Below are 17710 nucleotides of genomic sequence, written 5' to 3' on the forward strand. Positions count from 1 at the left end.
GGGGCACATGGATAACCATTTCAATTCCCCCGCCCAGGTGACGGCACTCTACGCCGCCGCTGGGGCGGAGAAGGCCGGAAAGCCAGCCTCTGTCCTGATCCTGCTGGGCATCCTGGCTGGGGCCTTGATCGCCATGGGCAGCGCCGCCACTAACACGGCCTCCTATGGCATCCAGGGCACCTGGACCGCCCGGACGGTGTGTGGCCTGCTGTTCCCCTTCGGGCTGGGAATGGTGGTAGCCACCGGGGCGGAGCTCTTTACCGGCAACTGCCTGATCACCATTTCTCTGCTGGACGGGCGCTGCTCCTGGCGGGGGATGTTGCGGAATTGGAGCATCGTCTACCTGTCTAATTTTGCCGGAGCCCTGCTGGTGGCGGCGGGCTGCGCCTGGTTCGGTCAGCTCGACTACTCCGGCGGGCAGTTGGCCCTGTTCACAATGAGAATGGCGGCCGCCAAGTGTGCCATCCCCTTCCAGAATGGGGTGGTGCTGGGCTTCTTCTGTAACCTTCTGGTCTGCCTGGGCGTGGTCATGGCCATGTCGGGCAGGGACACAGCCAGCCGCCTGATGGGGGCATTTCTTCCGGTATGTTACTTTGTCCTGTGCGGCTTTGAGCACTGCGTTGCCAATATGTACTATATTGCCGCTGGCCTTATGGCCAAGATGGTCCCGGCCTATGCCCAGCTGGCGGCGGAGGCGGGGCTGGACCTGTCTGGATTGACAGTGGGGGGATTCCTGCTGGGAAACCTGCTCCCCGTCACGATTGGGAACGTCCTTGGCGGCGCGGGGCTGGGCGGCCTGCTGTGGTATTGCTACCGCCCGAAAAGCTGACGGCCTATTGGCATAGAAAACGGCTGTGGGAGATGATCGAGAGACCATCTCCCACAGCCGTTTTTTCGACCGGGCGTGGTCAGCCGGTTTTTTGAACTTTCACAGGTGCTTAGACGACCCTTTCTTCAGAATAAGCCCGGAGGACCGCTATCGACAGGCCCGTTCTCTGGCGGTTAAGTAGAGCAGTCCGCCCGCCTGATAGGCGACGAAGTCCCAGGGGTCGAAGACTGCCCCCGCTTTCCAAAGTGGGGCGAGAACCTCCCACACCAGCCCGCAGGCCAAAAGCAGGGGGACCGCGTGCTTTACCGAGCGAAGGGGGGCTAGCCTGCCCCAGCGCAAAAGGTAGTCAGCCCAGGCGCATATGGCTCCCCCGGCAAACAGGTCGTTGGCATAGCAGGACAGGAACCATCCTAAGTGTCCGTCTGAGTTGGGAATAAGAAAACACCGGTTGACGATATAAAATACTAGGGCCCCGCCGCACACCCGCAGGTCAAATGTTCGAATATCCAAGGTCAGAGGAAGCTGAGGAGCAGCACGGTTACTATTAAGCCTAAGATAACGGCACCCACTGCGGCACCGAAAGACAGGGGCTCCCGGCGGGGCTCCTCACGGCTGGAAAGGTCATCCACAGGGGATCTCTTGCTCAACTGCTCTAGGTCGCTGCCCGCGTCGGAGGGATAGGAGCGAAGGTCCGCAAAGTGGTGCAGCAGCTTCAGGGCCCGCTGGACCGTGGTATAACTGGCGTTTGTAATCAATATGACCGGCGGGAACAGGAGCATATTCTCGACAGAGTGGGAGGAAAGAACGCCCGCCTCCGCATCTCGCAAGATGGCGTCCGGTAGGACAGCGGAATAGGTCTCATCTTGCAGCACCTCCCGATAAAACTGGGCTAAACGGTCCCGGACCATTTTAGAATCCGTGATATGATTGATGACAAGGGTGTACGTCCCATCTTCCAGACGTTCTGCAAGAGACCGGCCACAGTTGGGACAGAACCGGTCCAGACCGGTGACAATGGCCTGACAACCGGGGCAGCGCGCGGGGGTCCTCTCCAGGGCGCTCTCCTCTCCAAGAAGTAGCCAGTCGGAGGACACGCCAAACAGACGGCACATCTCTGCCAAATAGGCCACATCTGGGTTTGTCTGTCCGCTCTCCCATTTGCTTACCGCCTGCCGGGAGACGCCTAGCTTTTCTCCCAACTGCTCCTGGGATAATCCGGCCTGCTTCCGGGCCAGGGCGATCCGTTCATACAGTTCCATCATGGTCCTCCCACCTTTCTGATCCTGCATCCAAGATACCCCAAATCCCACGATATGACAAGAAAAATAAGCTGGAAATTTGTCAACTTGAAGTTGACAGGCGGCTGGAGGGGGAAAAACAGAGAAAAAGGCGGGGCTATACTTGACACCTCCCAGGAAGGATGCTAATATAATGACTTGTAACAAGCGCGAGGAACGGAAAGAGTAGCGTCCCGGCCAACGGACAGAGAGGGCCCTTCACCGGCTGAAAGGGGGCCCACAGCGGCAGACGTGAAGTGCGTCCGGGAGCGCGGGGCGTAATGGCCTCCGGTTCGGCCCCGATAGCGGCCGGTCAAGTGAGAAATGAGAGTGGAACCGCGAGTTATCGCCTCTTATGCCAAAATGGGCATAAGAGGTTTTCTTTTTGTCCTGCCCAGCGAGGGGCAGGATTACCGCAAAACAAGGAAGGAGGAGCCTATGTTCAGATCCCTCATGGAAACCTTGGAGGCGTATCAGCGCCGTGACCCGGCCGCGCACTCCAAATTGGAGATATTTTTGCTCTATCAAGGGGTGCATGCCCTGTTGTATCACCGGCTTGCCCATTGGTTATACTGTCATAATCTGAAATTTTTGGCCAGGGCAGTCTCCCAGTGGAGCCGGTTCTGGACCGGTATTGAGATCCATCCTGGGGCCAAGATCGGCCGCCGTCTGGTCATGGACCATGGTATGGGCATCGTCATCGGAGAAACCGCCGAGGTGGGGGACGACTGCCTGCTCTACCATGGAGTCACGCTGGGGGGGACCGGTAAGGATCAGGGCAAGCGCCACCCCACCATTGGCAATAATGTCCTAGTCAGCTGCGGGGCCAAGGTGCTGGGTCCCATCAAGGTGGGCGACAACTCCCGGATCGCGGCTAACGCCGTGGTCCTGTCCGAGGTGCCGGAGGACGCTACTGCTGTGGGTATCCCGGCCCAGATCGTCCGCATCGCCGGACGCACCACCCGATACGCGGATGAAGTGGACCAGACCAGCGTGGAAAATCCCACGCTGGAGCGTTTGGAGGCCCTGTCCTCCAGACTGGAATTTATCGAAAAGCTGCTGGATGAGCGATACGAGATTATTAGGGAACAGGGAGAGCGGGAGACGGTCTGACCGGCCGCCTGCGCTCTGAGGACAAGAGAAAGAGACTAGATAAAAAGGAGAGGTACCATGTATCTGTATAATTCCGCGACCCATAAGAAAGAGGAATTTCAAACTCATACTCCCGGACATGTAGAGATGTATACCTGCGGTCCCACAGTATACCACTTTGCCCACATTGGCAACCTGCGCTCCTATATCATGGAGGATGTGCTGGAAAAATTCCTGCGCTACGATGGGTACGAGGTCAATCGGGTCATGAACATCACCGATGTGGGCCATCTGGCCTCTGACGCTGACACCGGCGAGGATAAGATGCTCAAGGGCGCCAAACGGGAGCACAAGTCAGTCATGGAGATTGCCAAGTTCTATACTGACGCCTTTTTCAACGACTGTGAAAAGCTGAATATCAAGCGGCCCGACGTGGTGGAGCCCGCCACCAACTGCATTGAGGACTATATCCGGATCGTATCCGGCCTGATCGAAAAGGGGTACGCCTACCTGGCTGGAGGAAACGTTTATTTTGACTCCTCCAAGCTGGACCGCTATTATGTGTTCAACGACCACGATGAGGAGGACCTGGCGGTAGGCGTCCGGGAGGGCGTGGAGGAGGACTCCAACAAGCGGAATAAAAACGACTTCGTCCTCTGGTTCACCAAGAGCAAATTCGAGGACCAGGCCCTGAAGTGGGATTCCCCCTGGGGGGTGGGCTATCCCGGATGGCATATCGAATGTACCGGTATCTCCCTCAAGCACAACGGAGAGTATTTGGACCTGCACTGTGGCGGGATCGACAATGCCTTCCCCCACCACACCAACGAGATTGCCCAGTCGGAGAGCTACCTGGGTCACCCCTGGTGTAAGCAGTGGTTCCATGTCCACCATTTAAATACAAACAGCGGAAAAATGTCCAAGTCCAAGGGGGAGTTCCTCACTGTGTCCTTACTGGAGGAGAAGGGCTATGACCCTCTGGCCTATCGGTTCTTCTGCCTCCAGTCCCATTACCGCAAGGGCTTGGTCTTTTCCTGGGAAAATCTGGATAACGCCGCTGGGGCTTACCAAAAGCTGATTGCCAAGATCGCGGCCATCGACCCCAAGGACGGTGTGGTGGACGAGGACCTCTTGGGTGAGTATCAGATGAAATTCCGTCAGCAGGTGGGCAATGACCTGAACACATCCATGGGAGTCACCGCCCTGTATGACGCCCTGAAGGCCAAGACTAACGGGGCCACCAAGCTGGCCATCCTGAACAGCTTTGACCAGGTTTTGTCCCTGTCGTTGCTGGAAAAGGCGGAGAAGGTGCGGAAGGAGCAGGCGGCTCAGAAGTCCCAGTCTGCCGGCGGCTATACCGTCACCGGCGAAGGGGACCCGGCCGTCGATGCTCTGGTGCTGGCACGGGGCGAGGCCAAAAAGGCAAAGAATTTTGCCGAAGCCGACCGCATCCGGGATGAACTGAAGGCGATGGGCATCGAGGTCACCGACGTGCCCGGAGGCGCGTCCTGGAAGCGGGTATAACAGGGAGATGCCGGGGGCGGCCATCCTGCAAAGGAATGGCCGCCCCCGGCTGATCGATTTCTGCCTGTTTTATGGTACAGGTTCCACGCCTTTTTCCAGGGGAGCGTGAGAAAAAATTGAGGAAAATTTTTGCTTTTCCCATTGACATTTTCGCGCCGGTTTGCTATATTAAAACTAAGTTATTGAGAATAATTCTCATTTAACAAATACAGGAAAGTGAGGTAATTATCATGCCTGAGCTGAAGGGAAGCAAGACCGAAGCCAATCTGTGGACCGCGTTTGCCGGCGAGTCCCAGGCCCGCAACAAGTATACTTATTTCGCCTCCAAGGCCAAGAAGGACGGCTATGTCCAGATCTCCAAGATCTTTGAAGAGACCGCCGCCAACGAGAAGGAGCACGCTGAGATCTGGTTTAAGCTGCTGGAGGGCATTGGAACTACCGCGGAGAATCTAAAGGCTGCCGCCGAGGGTGAGAATTACGAGTGGACCGATATGTACGCCACCATGGCCAAGGAGGCCAAGGAGGAAGGCTTCGACCATATCGCTTTCTTGTTTGAGGAGGTCGCCAAGATCGAGAAGGAGCACGAGGAACGCTACCTGAAGCTGCTGGCCAACGTGGAGGGCGGCATTGTCTTCTCCCGCGATGGCGACATGATTTGGCAGTGCTCCAACTGTGGCCACATCCATGTGGGCAAGCAGGCCCCCGAGGTATGCCCCGTCTGCGCCCATCCCAGGGATTATTTCCAGCTGAAGGCTGAAAACTATTGATGGAAACAGAAAAAGCAGGACCGCCACCGGCGGTCCTGCTTTTTTCAGTCAGCTTTCGGGGATGGGCATGGGAGCCTTCACCTTGGTGAGGTCGCTGTCCGCATAAGCTTGGGCCAGAGAATCCAGGGCCACATCCTGGGCTTCCAGGAGGACGCCCACCTCTTTCAAGGCGGCGCCAGCCTTGTCCAGCTGGTCGGCAGCATGAGAAACAGTGGACTCCACCTGGGTACGAAGAACATCGTATTCCTGCTCCACTCGCTGCATCCAACGCTCCATCTGACGGCGGAGCTGACGGGCCTGCTCCTCCGCCTGCTCCTGGACGGTCTGGGCCCGTCGGTGGGCCTCCAGCTCTACGCCGGCGGTCCGCTCCTTCAGGGCGGCGTAAGCTTCGGCATCCGGTTCCAAGGCGGCGATCCTGGTTTGGGCCTGGGCCAGTGAGTTCTCTAGCTGGGCCAGCCGGTCGCTTAACTGGCTGCGCTCGGTACGGCTGGTGGACAGGGCCACATTGGTCTGCTCCAGTTGACCGGAGAGGGCGTCCTTCTCCTCCTGGAGCCGCTGGTTGGCCTGCTGGAGCTGGAGGATCTGTTGGCTTTGTTCCTCAATCTGGCGAAGGGCAGACTCGGCGGCCTGACGCTGCTGTTCCAACTGCTGCTCCAGGGCCTCGCGCTGTTGAGCGGCTTCCCTGGCGGTATTTTCTAAATAGGTCAGGACGTCCTGGCGGTTAAAGCCGCCGAAGGCAGCACCTCGAAAGGGATGGTCCATGGATAGCACCTCTCTGAAACGCGGAACAAACCGCGGTTTTTGTCATTTTCCCAGATATCTTACCACAGGTCGGGAATAATTACAATCCTTTCTCTGGCCCCAGCAGGGGAAAGGAAGGTTTTTCTGCCCTTTCGACAGGGAATCAGTCATAATTCATTGACTGGAACGGTCTGGAATGATATACTAACTTAGTTTTCCAATCGTTTTGCCCCTGTATATCAGGAGGATCGAACAGGTGAGGTGTGCCATATATGTGGGCGTCCGACAACTGGAAGGATTATGAGCTGATCGACTGTGGCCGGGGAGAAAAGCTGGAGCGGTGGGGGGACCAGCTGTTGGTCCGCCCCGACCCCCAGGCCATCTGGAACACGCCCCGGACCCACCGGGGTTGGAAAGTGAATGCCGGCCGATATGCCCGCTCCTCCACGGGGGGAGGACAGTGGCAGAATAAGTCCATGCCGGAGCGGTGGACGGTATCCTATGGGGACCTGACCTTTAACATCAAGCCCATGAACTTCAAGCACACCGGCCTGTTTCCAGAGCAGGCGGTCAACTGGGACTTTGCCCGGGAACAGATTCAAAAGGCCGGCCGGCCTATTTCGGTGCTTAACCTGTTTGCCTATACCGGAGGGGCCACCGTGGCCTGCGCCGCGGCCGGAGCCAGCGTCTGTCATGTAGACGCAGCCAAGGGTATGGTCCAGTGGGCACGGGAGAACGCCAGGGCCTCCGGCTTGGAGGAAGCGCCCATCCGCTGGATTGTGGATGACTGTGCCAAGTTCGTGGAACGGGAGATACGCCGGGGACGGAGGTACGATGCCATCATCATGGACCCGCCCAGCTATGGTCGGGGCCCCACCGGAGAGGTGTGGAAGCTGGAGGAAAACCTGTTTCCATTCGTGGAGCTGGTATCTGGAGTGCTGTCCGACGACCCGCTGTTCGTTATTTTGAACTCCTACACCACCGGGCTGGCGCCCAGCGTGGTGACCTATATCCTGGAGACCATCCTCTCCAAACGCTTCGGCGGCCACACTACCAGTGACGAGCTGGGGCTGCCCGTCACCGAAAGCGGGCTGGTCCTCCCCTGTGGGGCCACGGGGCGTTGGGTCAAGCATGAGGCGTGAAGTGTTGAGAGGGAAGAGATCAGGGCGAGTCCCGGCCGTGTGGTGGAACAACAATAGGACGAAAGGCGGAGTGAAACCGCACGGATATGCGTCTATATCCCCACTCTTTGCTCTCTGCTCTCAACTCTATCCAGAAAGGGCTATCATATGAGCAACACCATCATCAAAACTGAAGACCTCCGTTTCTCCTACCCGGCGGCCGAGGGGGTGTCCCCAGTGGTGCTGGACGGCGTAGATCTGGCCATCAAGGAAGGCTCCTTTGTAGCCGTCCTGGGGCACAACGGGAGCGGAAAATCCACCTTGGCCAAGCATATGAACGCTATCCTGCTGCCCAGCGGAGGCAAGGTGTACGTGGACGGCATTGACACTACGGATGAGGACAGGCTGCTGGACGTCCGCCGCGCGGTGGGTATGGTGTTTCAGAACCCGGACAACCAGATCGTCGCCAATGTGGTGGAGGAGGATGTGGCCTTTGCACCTGAAAATCTGGGCGTCCCCCCGGAAGAGATCCGCAAGCGGGTGGATGAGGCCCTGAAGGCGGTAAATATGTATGAGTTCCGGGAGCACGCTCCCCATTTGCTGTCCGGAGGGCAGAAGCAGCGGATCGCCATCGCCGGAGTCATCGCCATGGAGCCGCGGTGCGTCGTGCTGGACGAGCCCACCGCCATGTTGGACCCCACCGGACGGGCCGATGTGCTCCGCACCATCAAGGCGCTGAACCAGGAGCGGGGAGTTACGGTGGTCCTTATCACCCACCACATGGACGAGGCCGCACAGGCTGACCGATTGGTGGTTATGTCTAAGGGCCGTGTGGTGGCCGACGGAGTGCCCAAGGAGGTTTTTTCCCATGTGGAGGAGCTGAAGGCGGTAGGGCTCACGGTCCCCCAGACCACCCAGCTTCTCTGGGAGCTGAGGCAGGAGGGAATCAGCGTCCCTCTGGACGCCCTCTCAGACGAGGAGTGTGCCGCGGCCCTGTGGTCCGTGCTGTCGTAAGCGGGAACTGATATGTTATTGTTGGGGACGGGCTCTGCCGCGCTCCCATGTGCCTTCCCTTGGGGGAGAGTTTTTTGGACGCGACTCCATCACTGGGGCGTGTACCACTGATACAAGGATGGAACCTCTCATGGACCCTATCATTGAAACGAAACAACTGACCCACACCTACTCCGCCGGCACACCCTTTGAGCGTACCGCACTGGAGAAGGTGGATTTTCAGGCTTATCCCGGAGAGTATCTGGGCATTATTGGCCACACAGGCTCGGGGAAGTCAACCCTGATCCAGCATCTGAACGGCCTGCTCAAGCCCACATCGGGCCAGGTACTCCTCCAGGGCACTGACATCTGGACCGACCCCCAGACCACCCGAAAAAGCCGGTTCCAGGTAGGGCTGGTCTTTCAGTACCCGGAGTACCAGCTCTTTGAGGAAACAGTCTATAAGGACATCTCCTTCGGTCCGAAAAATATGGGGCTGGACGAGGTGGAGATCGACCGCCGGGTGCGGTCCGCCGCCTATTTTGTGGGCCTGCGGGACGACCAGCTGGAGAAATCTCCCTTTGAACTGTCCGGCGGCCAGAAGCGCCGGGTAGCCATCGCCGGAGTTATCGCCATGGAGCCCAAGGTGCTCATTTTAGACGAGCCCACCGCCGGACTAGACCCGGAGGGAGTGGAATCCATCCTGCAAAATATCCGGGACTACCACCAGGCCCACAACGCCACCATTATCCTGGTGTCCCACTCCATGGAGGACATGGCCCGCACTGTGGACCGGCTGGTGGTCATCGACGACGGGACCATCCCCTTCCAGGGTACCCCCCGTGAGGTGTTTCAGCACGGGGACGAGCTGGAACAGATGGGGCTGGGCGTCCCCCAGATGACCAGGGTGTTCCACCGGCTTCGGGCCCTGGGGGTGGACATCGACCCCTCGGTGTTCACGGTGGAGCAGGCCAAGGCCGCCATTTTGGCCAAGCTGGGCCGCAATGAGAAGGGGGTGGGCTGAATGGCGCTGAAGGATATCACCCTGGGACAGTATTTTCCAGGTAACTCCCTGGTCCACAAGCTGGACCCCCGTACCAAGCTGATCGCTGTGGTGATCTATATCGTGGCCCTGTTTCTGGCTAAGTGGTTTGTCACCTATGCCATCATGTTCTGCCTGCTGGCTTTGTCCATCGCCGTATCCAAGGTCCCAGTGCGCTCCATCCTTCGGGGGATGAAGCCAGTGCTGTTCATTGCCATTTTTACGGCCATCCTCAACCTATTCTACACCCCCGGCACCCATGTGCTGGTAAAGATATGGGTACTGACCATCACCATGGAGGGGGTGTTCCAGGCCTTCTTTATGGTGGTCCGCATCATGATGCTTATTGCTGGCACCTTTCTGTTGACCTACACCACCTCGCCCATCCTGCTCACGGACGGGTTGGAGTCCCTGATGAATCCCTTGAAGAAGATCCGGGTCCCCGTCCATGAGCTGTCCATGATGATGTCTATTGCCCTGCGGTTTATCCCAACTCTGATCGAGGAAACGGACAAGATCATGTCCGCCCAGCGGGCCAGGGGAGCCGATTTTGAGAGCGGGAACCTGATCCAGCGGGCCAAGGCCCTGATCCCGCTGCTGGTCCCCCTGTTTATCTCCGCCTTCCGCCGGGCGGATGAGCTGGCGGTGGCGATGGAGTGCCGCTGCTACCACGGGGGAGAGGGGCGCACCCGCCTGCGCCAGCTGAAGTATCAGGCCAGGGACTATATGGTGCTGGCCTTTTTCCTGGCCGTGGCCGTGGGAGTGGGCGTGCTGGCGCATATTGGGCTTTGATCATCCGGCTCCAGGGCGGAGAGCAGCTCCCGCCGCAGGCCCAAACCGAACAGGTAGTAGGCACGCGCCTCATAGGCCAGTTGGGCGTTCATAGCCGCCTCAAAGGGGAGATAACATTCCGGCCCTACCAGCCGGCTGATTTGGTCAGCCTGGCTGGCAAAATCTGCCTCTGCCGTCTGGTAACCAGGGACGGTTCGGCAGAACTTTGCCACTTCCCCGGCAAGCCCAGGGTTGTCTTGAAAGAGTTTATACAGTATCATGTTCATAATTGATTACCCCCCCCCCTGAATCTCACGGTTTTTCCGTGTATTATATAGTATAGCACGAAAATTCCGTGTGTCAAGAGAAAAGGATGTATTATGGCAACATTTGCAGAACGTATCAAGGAACTACGGAACGAGCAGCATCTGACTCAAAACCAGCTTGCTGATATTTGCGGGGTCAAATACCGAACCTATCAGGATTATGAGTATGGAAAGTGCCACCCTACCGCCCTTGGTCTGGTGTTTCTGGCCGACTACTTCAACGTCAGCCTGGACTACCTGATGGGCCGGACGGAGCGGCGGGAGATCAACCAATAGGGGCCGACCCCGCTTCTTACCAACCCGAACCGAGGTGTTACATGGAACGCAATATTGCCTTAAAGCTGATGTATAACGGTACGGCCTATCACGGCTGGCAGGTTCAGAAAAACGCTGTGTCCGTGGCCGAAACCCTGGAAAAGGCCCTGTCCACTGTGGTCTGCCATCCAGTGAAATGCACCGGGGCGGGCCGTACCGACGCGGGCGTCCACGCTGAGGTCTATGTGGCCAACTTCCGCACCACCTCCACGATTCCCTGCGACCGGATCCCTCTGGCGGTCAACACCCGGCTGCCCAACGATATTGTGGTGGTCAAGGCCACCCAAGTGCCCGATTCTTTCAACGCCATCGGTTCCTGCCAGAAAAAGGAGTATACCTACCGCCTGTATAACTCCCGGCTGGGCAACCCCTTCTATGTGGACCGGGCCTGGTTCTATCCGAAGCGCTTGGATGAGTCCGTGATGAGGCGGGCGGCCAGCCAGTTCGTGGGCACTCACGACTTCCGGGCGGTCCGGTCCGTGGGCACCGAAACCAGGACCACTGTGCGCACGGTGTACTATTTCGACGTTTCCCGCCAGGGGGAACTGATAGAGTGTAAGGTGTGCGCCAACGGCTTTCTATACAACATGGTCCGGGCGATGGTAGGCACCATCGTCTATGCTGCCGAGGGCAAGCTGGCTCCAGAGGACATCCCGGCCATTTTGGATTCGGGCAACCGCACCTTGGCTGGCCCCACGGTCCCGCCGGGGGGGCTGTATATGACTAGGCTGTGGTATGAGGAAGATGTGCTGTGACTAGGGGAGCACCCCTACTAAAGAGAAGCAAGGACGAATAGAATGGAAGGAAAACAGCCGGCCAAGAAGGCGAAAAAACCGAATATCCTGTTTCGGCTGCTGGCCCTGTTGGTGACGGCGGCCCTGGTGCTGGGCGCCCTGGCTCTGGTCGTGTACCGGGACCGCTTCAACCTGGACGCGGTGAAGCGGTGGCTGGCCTACCGCTCTATTCAAACCAGCGATACCGGCGAGGCGGTCCCCTTCACCCACGCCGGCGGGGACAAGATGTCACTGGCGTATCTGGAAAATGGTATTCTAATGTCCTCCGCCGCCGGGGCCCACTACTACTCCTTCTCTGGCCGCCAGTACGCCGAGGAAGTGCTGTCAATGGACAACCCGGTGCTGTCCGCCTCCTCCAAGGCGGGGGTAGTGTATGACACCGGGGGGCAGTCCCTGTTCCTCTTCCGGGGGACGGAGGAGGTCTTTGACCTGTCCCTAGAGGGGGACGGCGACCTGCTGTCCGCCCGGGCCAACGACAGCGGCTGGCTGGCGGTCACCGCCCAGCGGAGCGGGTACAAGGGGGCGGTCACAGTCTACGACGCCTCTGGAAGCGAAGTAATCCAGATCAGCCTGTCCTCCACCTTTGTGGTGGACGCTGCCCTGTCTCCCGACTGTAAGACCGTGGCGGTGATCACAATGGACCAGGAGGGCGGCACCTTCCTTAGTCAGGTGCTCTTTTTCCCCGTGGACCAGAAGGAGCCCAAGGCCCAGGTCAGCCTGGGCAGTGTGACAGTGCTGGATCTGGACTATGAGGACGGCCTTCTCTGGGTGCTGGGGGAGGACAGAGTCATGACACTGTCTGACGATGGAAAATCTGCCAACAGTTATCCCTTTGGGCGGTCTTATCTGAAGGGCTGCGACTTTGGAGGGGAGGGCTTCGCGCTGCTCCTGCTGGGCCGATACCGGGCAGGCAGCGCGAACCAGGTCATGACCATCGATCCGGAGGGAGAGGTGAGGAGCAGCATGGAGCTGCGGAGCCAGGTATTGGACTTTGACAGCGCTGGCGGTTACTGTTCCCTGCTCACCGGCAGCCGACTGACCATTTACACGCCGGAGCTGGTGGAATACGCCCGACTGGGAGACACCCAGGGGGCACGATATACCGCCCTGTCCTCCAACGGCTCTGCCCTGCTGGCCGACGACCAGCTGGCCTGGCTCTATATCCCAAGCTGATCTCTCCCCGTTTTCCCATGGAGGTTTTTATGAATTATCTGATTTTTGACGTGATTATCGCCTTGATTCTCCTTTTTGCCCTGTGGCGGGGGTACAGCCGGGGTTTTATCCTGACATTGTGCGGCTTTTTGGCTATCTTTGTGGCCTTTATCGGAGCCACAGTTATCTCGGACAACTTGGCCAGGCCGGTGGCAGACGCCATACGGCCCGCCATCGAGCGCCAGATCCAGGGGACGCTGGAGCAGTCCCTTCAAGTGGAGGACTCCCTCGCCTCTACCGGGGGAGAAGCGCCGGCACTGGAGGAGCTGCCCATCTCAGAGGTGCTGGAAGCGCTTCAGGAGTCCGCGCTCTACCGCGGCTTGGCACAGGCATTCCAGGAGGCCGTGGACAACGGAGTGGCTCAGGTGACCACCAGCGCGGCTAAGGCACTGGCGGAATACGCCGCCGTCCAACTGGCCAGAATGGTTCTCTTCCTGCTGGCGTTTGTTGCTGTTCTCATCGCCTGGTTCCTGTTGAGCCATGCCTTGGACCTGGCCTTCCGGCTGCCCGTCCTGTCCGCCTTAAACCATTGGAGCGGGGCGGCCCTGGGGCTGCTCAAGGGCGGGGCGTTGATTTTCATCGCCTGCTGGCTGCTCCGAAACAGCCTGATCCCCCCTGAGGCGATACAGAATACCTATCTGCTGAACTTTTTTTGTACCTTTGACCCCCTATCCCTACTTGCCTGAATTTCTCAGGGGGCAGTTCATGACAAGTTCATATTTCTGCTGTATGATATGCCCTGTGTGGTTATGACCACCCAAAAGGCCGGGCGGAGACCCGGAGCGCTGATCTGATTTTATCTCCTGAAAGGAGTTTTGACACCATGCAGCCTACAATGTGCAGCCGCTGCGGCAAGAACGTGGCGGTCATCTTTATCACCAAACTGGAGGGCGGCACCTCGAAGAACGAGGGGCTGTGCCTCAAATGTGCCAGGGAGCTGGGCATAAAACCCATTGACGACATCATAAAGCGGATGGGCATCAGCGACGAGGACTTGGAAAACCTGACCTCCGAAATGATGTCCGCCTTCGGTGGAGCCGAGGGGATGGAGGGCCTGATGAACCAGCCCAAGGAGGAGGGGGATGAGGAGGACGACGGACGCACCGCCACCTTCCCCTTCCTGAACCAGCTCTTTGGAGGTGGGGCAACCCCAGCGCCCCAGCAGCCCAGTGAGGGGGGCGGTGCGTCCCCCCGGCCGGAGAAGAACGGCGCCCCCAAGCAGCCTAAGCGAAAATTTTTGGACAGCTACTGCATCTCCCTAACCCAAAAGGCCAAGGAGGGCAAGCTGGATAAGCTGATCGGCCGGGACCGGGAGCTCCAGCGGGTCATTCAGATCCTGAACCGCCGGCAAAAGAACAATCCCTGTCTCATCGGTGAGCCAGGCGTGGGCAAGACCGCTATCGCTGAGGGGCTGGCCCAGAGGATATACAAGAAGGAGGTCCCCTACAAGCTGGCGGATAAGGAGGTCTACCTCCTGGACCTGACCGCCCTGGTGGCGGGCACCCAGTTCCGGGGCCAGTTTGAGAGCCGGATGAAGGGACTCATCGAGGAGATCCGCAAGCTGGGCAACATCATCCTGGTCATCGACGAGGTTCATACTATCGTAGGGGCCGGGGACGCCGAGGGGTCCATGAATGCCGCAAACATTCTGAAGCCCGCCCTCTCCCGTGGGGAGCTCCAGGTCATCGGTGCCACCACCCTCAATGAGTACCGCAAACACATCGAGAAGGATACCGCCCTGGAGCGGCGTTTCCAACCCGTCGTTGTGGAGGAGCCCTCCATCGAGGACAGCGTGAAGATCATTGAGGGTATCGCCCCCTACTACGAGGCATTCCACCAGGTCACGGTCTCCAAGGAGATGTGCCGCCAGGCTGTGCTGATGAGCGAGCGGTATATCACTGACCGCTATCTCCCTGACAAGGCCATCGACCTGATCGACGAGGCCTGTTCCAACGTGAATCTGGAGAATAAGGCCCTGGCCCGTCTGGCCGATGTGGAGAAAGAACTGGCCGATCTGTCCAAGGAGCGGGAGGTTATGATGGCCGCCGCCACGGAGGAGGCCTATGAGCGGCTGGCAACCATCAAAAGCATGGAGCTGCGCCTGGAGGAAGAGAAGCGGGGGCTGGAGGAGAAGGCCCATCCCGCCCTAGACCAAGAGCACTTGGCCAACGTCATTGAGCTGTGGACCAACATCCCTGCCAGCCGCATCCAGGAGCAGGAGTACCAGCGCCTGGCCAAGCTGGAGGAGCGGCTGGAGAGCCACATTATCGGACAGGACGAGGCGGTGAAGGCGGTGGCCGCAGCCATCCGCCGGGGCCGGGTGGGCATCAGCCCCAAGCACAAGCCGGTATCCTTTATCTTTGTAGGTTCCACCGGCGTGGGCAAGACCGAGCTGGTCAAGCAGCTGGCCGCGGACCTGTTCGATACCCCTGAATCCCTGATCCGGCTGGATATGTCCGAGTTTATGGAGAAGCACGCCGTGTCCCGCATCATTGGATCCCCTCCGGGCTATGTAGGTTATGACGAGGCGGGCCAGCTGACAGAGAAGATCCGCCGCAAGCCCTACTCTGTGGTCCTCTTCGACGAGATCGAGAAGGCACACCCAGATGTGCTCAACATCCTGCTTCAGATTTTGGACGATGGCCGTATCACTGACGCCCACGGCCGGACGGTGAACTTTGAGAACACGGTGATCGTCATGACCTCCAATGCCGGGAGCAATACCAAGGTGGGCTCCGTGGGCTTTGGCCGTACCGCCAATGAGCAGGGGAGGGAGCGGGCCATGAAGGCCCTCCAGGACTTCCTGCGCCCTGAGTTTATCAACCGGATTGACGAGATCGTCTACTTCAATCAGCTCACGGAGGAGAACTTCAGGTCCATCGCCGTCCTGATGCTCAAGGAGCTGGCAACTGCGATGGCGGAGAAGGGCATCTCTTTCTCCTGGGAGGAGTCCCTGCTGGACTATCTGGTTAAGAAGTCCTATTCCGCCGTCTATGGAGCCCGGAACCTTCGCCGGGTCATCCAGAAGGAGCTGGAGGATGCCATCGCGGTCCGCTTGATCGAGGGATATCAGCACCCCGTTTCCCAGATGAAAGCCTTGGTGGAGGATGACACCATCCATCTACTGGCCATGTGAGAGAAGGCAAAGAGGAACAGCCCCCGGAAACCATAAGGTTTCCGGGGGCTGTTTGTTGAGCGTGTGGGCAGTGATTAAGCGGCAGTGCCATCAGGAACTTCCACATGGTCGTCAGGGGACATTAGCTGGAACATATCCAGGACGGTGGCGTCCGCGGGGGGCTGGGTGCTGGGCTTGGCGCTTGTGGACTGATAAGCGCCGTCCATTTCCATGTGCATAGAAACCTCGCTAGAGAGAATTCCGGGCAGCGTAGAGATAGAAGGATCTTCCCCAGTGGGGAGAGAGGAGGACTGAGTCAGGTCAATGGACATCTCCATTTTACTGTTCCGCATGGAGACGCCAATCTCCATCTCGCCGAAGGAGGGGTCAACGGCAGTCAACTCCATTGCGTATCCGTTGACTCTGGAGCCGGTGGTATACAGAGTGAAGGTGCCAGTGACACCGTCCTCCGCTAAAAATTGGTTCACATAGGAGGAACCGGACCGCTTAAAATGGCTGTCGCCACAGATGGAGTTATACAGGTCCAGGTAGTCAGAGGTGGTAAGATAGCTGGTCAAAGGAGCGGTCCGCAGGACGGTTTCCAACTGCTCAGTAAAGCTGGCGTCCAGGCTGGCGTTGGACAGAGCCAGCAGGTCAGCATAAGTGAAGCCGGTGAGAGCGGCGCTCTGGTCGTAAAAGGACTTCATATCCAGCTTGTACCAGGTATCGTCCGAGGCACCCTCCCCAAGGATAAATTGGTTCAGGGCGGCGCAGTTGAGATAGAGGGCCCCCTGTTCCATATCACCCCGCATAGCGAAGTCAATGGTAAGGGGGAAGGGGAGCTCACCGGTGCTGTCCAACAGCTCCGTGGCGTCTACCCCATTGAGAGAGGCGGCGTAATCCAGTACCATCTGAGTATCGAACTGGAAGGCGGTGGACCCGGCGATAATCATGTCATAATCTCCGTCGGCAAGGAACTGGATATCCATATCCTGCTCGCCGTCGGAGGTGGAAACAGAGATGTCCATGGCGTATTCGCCGCCGACCTTCTGGTTCTTCTGGGCAAAGGTCCGGCTGTAATCTAGGTATTTGTCCATCAGCTCATAGGTTTCTGTGTTGGCCGCCAGGATGGCGTCCACGTCGTCAATGATGACGGTACCGTTGGAGCCGTCCCAGCCTACATTGTAGCCCAAGGCGTCAGCGATCAGCCCGACAGGAACATAAGTGCGGTCCGTGGCGGGATCCACATAGGGGGCTACATCCATAGGGATATTCTGCCCATCTGGCGCTTCCTCTGTGTACAAGGTGATGGAGGGTTCTCCGATGGTCAGGCTGATGCGCTGTCCATCCCTGCTGGCGGTGACGGTGCCAGTAGAGCCGTCCCATGTGATGCCGGTATAGCCCAGTGCCTCAAAGGTGGCCGCGAAGGGCAGGAAGGAGCGGTCACTCTTCAACTTGGGTACCGCGTCAGGGAAGGTAAGAGACTCCCCGTTGACCAGAACATAGAAGTCGCCCTGGCGGGTGGAAACGGTGTCGGGGAACGTCTGGAGAATGTCAGGTTCAGCGGCAAAAGCGGGGGCGCTTACTGCTAGCGCCAAAAACGCGGCGCAGAGTAAGGGACGAAACAGTTTTTTCATTTTTAAATCTCCTTTCAAATAGTGAATTTTCGCAACAAACGATAGAAAAAAGCAAACAGCTATCTAAAATAAATTATACCATGATAAGCGAAAGAATCAATCAAAAAATAATTATAAAAATGAATGCTCTTTTTCTCCACGACCCTTGCAAACA

At 58.3% G+C, this 17710-nt stretch carries 18 protein-coding genes; 13 read left to right on the forward strand and 5 right to left on the reverse strand.

Annotated elements, in window-relative coordinates:
- The first annotated feature begins 7 nt into the window (after positions 1-7).
- Positions 8-829 carry a formate/nitrite transporter family protein gene (locus tag H8S11_RS02225; protein WP_147572061.1) on the forward strand — a complete coding sequence of 274 codons (822 nt, stop codon included), beginning with the start codon at positions 8-10 and terminating at the stop codon, positions 827-829.
- A 147-nt stretch (positions 830-976) separates the two neighbouring features.
- Here the strand turns inward: H8S11_RS02225 and H8S11_RS02230 are convergent, their stop codons facing one another.
- Positions 977-1339 (reverse strand): hypothetical protein, encoded by a 363-nt coding sequence (locus H8S11_RS02230; RefSeq protein WP_186852030.1) that lies wholly within the window; start codon positions 1337-1339, stop codon positions 977-979.
- A 2-nt stretch (positions 1340-1341) separates the two neighbouring features.
- Complete coding sequence (locus H8S11_RS02235) at positions 1342-2091, reverse strand: helix-turn-helix domain-containing protein (RefSeq protein ID WP_243200893.1); 750 nt, start codon at positions 2089-2091, stop codon at positions 1342-1344.
- A 453-nt stretch (positions 2092-2544) separates the two neighbouring features.
- Here H8S11_RS02235 and epsC point away from each other — a divergent pair, with 453 nt between their 5' ends.
- From epsC to rbr, 3 genes are all read left to right on the forward strand, one after another.
- The gene (gene epsC / locus H8S11_RS02240) at positions 2545-3219 is read left to right on the forward strand and encodes a serine O-acetyltransferase EpsC (RefSeq protein ID WP_147572071.1); all 675 of its coding nucleotides are present in this window, start codon (positions 2545-2547) and stop codon (positions 3217-3219) included.
- 57 nt (positions 3220-3276) lie between these two features.
- Positions 3277-4722: a cysteine--tRNA ligase gene (gene cysS / locus H8S11_RS02245; protein ID WP_186852031.1), complete on the forward strand. Its 1446-nt coding sequence runs from the start codon at positions 3277-3279 to the stop codon at positions 4720-4722.
- Between the two features lie 230 nt (positions 4723-4952).
- Entirely contained in the window at positions 4953-5489 is a 537-nt protein-coding gene (rbr, locus tag H8S11_RS02250) for a rubrerythrin (protein ID WP_147572073.1), read from the forward strand.
- Between the two features lie 48 nt (positions 5490-5537).
- Here the strand turns inward: rbr and H8S11_RS02255 are convergent, their stop codons facing one another.
- Complete coding sequence (locus tag H8S11_RS02255) at positions 5538-6251, reverse strand: coiled-coil domain-containing protein (RefSeq protein ID WP_186852032.1); 714 nt, start codon at positions 6249-6251, stop codon at positions 5538-5540.
- 251 nt (positions 6252-6502) lie between these two features.
- On the opposite strand from H8S11_RS02255, the gene H8S11_RS02260 reads away from it, so the two are divergent.
- The 4 genes from H8S11_RS02260 (at position 6503) to H8S11_RS02275 (ending at position 10178) form a co-directional block, all read left to right on the forward strand.
- On the forward strand, positions 6503-7372 hold the full coding sequence (locus H8S11_RS02260; protein WP_147572075.1) for a class I SAM-dependent methyltransferase: 870 nt from the start codon (positions 6503-6505) through the stop codon (positions 7370-7372).
- Positions 7373-7519: 147 nt separating this feature from the next.
- Entirely contained in the window at positions 7520-8365 is an 846-nt protein-coding gene (locus tag H8S11_RS02265; protein ID WP_147572076.1) for an energy-coupling factor transporter ATPase, read from the forward strand.
- Positions 8366-8495: 130 nt separating this feature from the next.
- Positions 8496-9368: an energy-coupling factor transporter ATPase gene (locus H8S11_RS02270; protein ID WP_186852033.1), complete on the forward strand. Its 873-nt coding sequence runs from the start codon at positions 8496-8498 to the stop codon at positions 9366-9368.
- Complete coding sequence (locus H8S11_RS02275) at positions 9369-10178, forward strand: energy-coupling factor transporter transmembrane component T family protein (RefSeq protein ID WP_186852034.1); 810 nt, start codon at positions 9369-9371, stop codon at positions 10176-10178. It abuts the gene before it with no gap.
- Here H8S11_RS02275 and H8S11_RS02280 read toward each other — a convergent pair.
- Entirely contained in the window at positions 10109-10444 is a 336-nt protein-coding gene (locus H8S11_RS02280; protein ID WP_186852035.1) for a hypothetical protein, read from the reverse strand. The genes H8S11_RS02275 and H8S11_RS02280 overlap by 70 nt on opposite strands.
- Before the next feature lie 93 nt (positions 10445-10537).
- On the opposite strand from H8S11_RS02280, the gene H8S11_RS02285 reads away from it, so the two are divergent.
- The 5 genes from H8S11_RS02285 (at position 10538) to H8S11_RS02305 (ending at position 15940) form a co-directional block, all read left to right on the forward strand.
- Entirely contained in the window at positions 10538-10759 is a 222-nt protein-coding gene (locus H8S11_RS02285) for a helix-turn-helix domain-containing protein (RefSeq protein ID WP_147572080.1), read from the forward strand.
- A 41-nt stretch (positions 10760-10800) separates the two neighbouring features.
- A complete protein-coding gene (truA, locus tag H8S11_RS02290) occupies positions 10801-11553 on the forward strand; it encodes a tRNA pseudouridine(38-40) synthase TruA (RefSeq protein WP_147572081.1) in 753 nt (250 codons plus the stop codon).
- Between the two features lie 42 nt (positions 11554-11595).
- Positions 11596-12765 (forward strand): DUF5711 family protein, encoded by a 1170-nt coding sequence (locus tag H8S11_RS02295; RefSeq protein WP_186852036.1) that lies wholly within the window; start codon positions 11596-11598, stop codon positions 12763-12765.
- A gap of 29 nt (positions 12766-12794) precedes the next feature.
- On the forward strand, positions 12795-13490 hold the full coding sequence (locus H8S11_RS02300) for a CvpA family protein (RefSeq protein WP_186852037.1): 696 nt from the start codon (positions 12795-12797) through the stop codon (positions 13488-13490).
- Between the two features lie 137 nt (positions 13491-13627).
- Entirely contained in the window at positions 13628-15940 is a 2313-nt protein-coding gene (locus H8S11_RS02305; RefSeq protein ID WP_186852038.1) for an ATP-dependent Clp protease ATP-binding subunit, read from the forward strand.
- A 74-nt stretch (positions 15941-16014) separates the two neighbouring features.
- Here the strand turns inward: H8S11_RS02305 and H8S11_RS02310 are convergent, their stop codons facing one another.
- Positions 16015-17556: a copper amine oxidase N-terminal domain-containing protein gene (locus H8S11_RS02310; protein ID WP_186852039.1), complete on the reverse strand. Its 1542-nt coding sequence runs from the start codon at positions 17554-17556 to the stop codon at positions 16015-16017.
- Positions 17557-17710: the final 154 nt, after the last annotated feature.

Origin of the sequence: Flintibacter hominis (genome assembly GCF_014287965.1) — a bacterium.
Taxonomy (GTDB): Bacteria; Bacillota; Clostridia; order Oscillospirales; family Oscillospiraceae; genus Lawsonibacter; species Lawsonibacter aceti.

What these genes read in the sequence shown, in the direction of transcription:
- H8S11_RS02295 (WP_186852036.1), top strand. Translation starts at nt 11,596, where the DNA reads ATGGAAGGAAAACAGCCGGCCAAGAAGGCGAAAAAACCGAATATCCTG.
- H8S11_RS02265 (WP_147572076.1), top strand. Translation starts at nt 7,520, where the DNA reads ATGAGCAACACCATCATCAAAACTGAAGACCTCCGTTTCTCCTACCCG.
- H8S11_RS02270 (WP_186852033.1), top strand. Translation starts at nt 8,496, where the DNA reads ATGGACCCTATCATTGAAACGAAACAACTGACCCACACCTACTCCGCC.
- truA (WP_147572081.1), top strand. Translation starts at nt 10,801, where the DNA reads ATGGAACGCAATATTGCCTTAAAGCTGATGTATAACGGTACGGCCTAT.
- epsC (WP_147572071.1), top strand. Translation starts at nt 2,545, where the DNA reads ATGTTCAGATCCCTCATGGAAACCTTGGAGGCGTATCAGCGCCGTGAC.
- H8S11_RS02260 (WP_147572075.1), top strand. Translation starts at nt 6,503, where the DNA reads ATGTGGGCGTCCGACAACTGGAAGGATTATGAGCTGATCGACTGTGGC.
- H8S11_RS02305 (WP_186852038.1), top strand. Translation starts at nt 13,628, where the DNA reads ATGCAGCCTACAATGTGCAGCCGCTGCGGCAAGAACGTGGCGGTCATC.
- H8S11_RS02255 (WP_186852032.1), bottom strand. Translation starts at nt 6,251, where the DNA reads ATGGACCATCCCTTTCGAGGTGCTGCCTTCGGCGGCTTTAACCGCCAG.
- H8S11_RS02225 (WP_147572061.1), top strand. Translation starts at nt 8, where the DNA reads ATGGATAACCATTTCAATTCCCCCGCCCAGGTGACGGCACTCTACGCC.
- rbr (WP_147572073.1), top strand. Translation starts at nt 4,953, where the DNA reads ATGCCTGAGCTGAAGGGAAGCAAGACCGAAGCCAATCTGTGGACCGCG.
- H8S11_RS02310 (WP_186852039.1), bottom strand. Translation starts at nt 17,556, where the DNA reads ATGAAAAAACTGTTTCGTCCCTTACTCTGCGCCGCGTTTTTGGCGCTA.
- H8S11_RS02275 (WP_186852034.1), top strand. Translation starts at nt 9,369, where the DNA reads ATGGCGCTGAAGGATATCACCCTGGGACAGTATTTTCCAGGTAACTCC.
- H8S11_RS02235 (WP_243200893.1), bottom strand. Translation starts at nt 2,091, where the DNA reads ATGATGGAACTGTATGAACGGATCGCCCTGGCCCGGAAGCAGGCCGGA.
- H8S11_RS02285 (WP_147572080.1), top strand. Translation starts at nt 10,538, where the DNA reads ATGGCAACATTTGCAGAACGTATCAAGGAACTACGGAACGAGCAGCAT.
- cysS (WP_186852031.1), top strand. Translation starts at nt 3,277, where the DNA reads ATGTATCTGTATAATTCCGCGACCCATAAGAAAGAGGAATTTCAAACT.
- H8S11_RS02280 (WP_186852035.1), bottom strand. Translation starts at nt 10,444, where the DNA reads ATGAACATGATACTGTATAAACTCTTTCAAGACAACCCTGGGCTTGCC.
- H8S11_RS02300 (WP_186852037.1), top strand. Translation starts at nt 12,795, where the DNA reads ATGAATTATCTGATTTTTGACGTGATTATCGCCTTGATTCTCCTTTTT.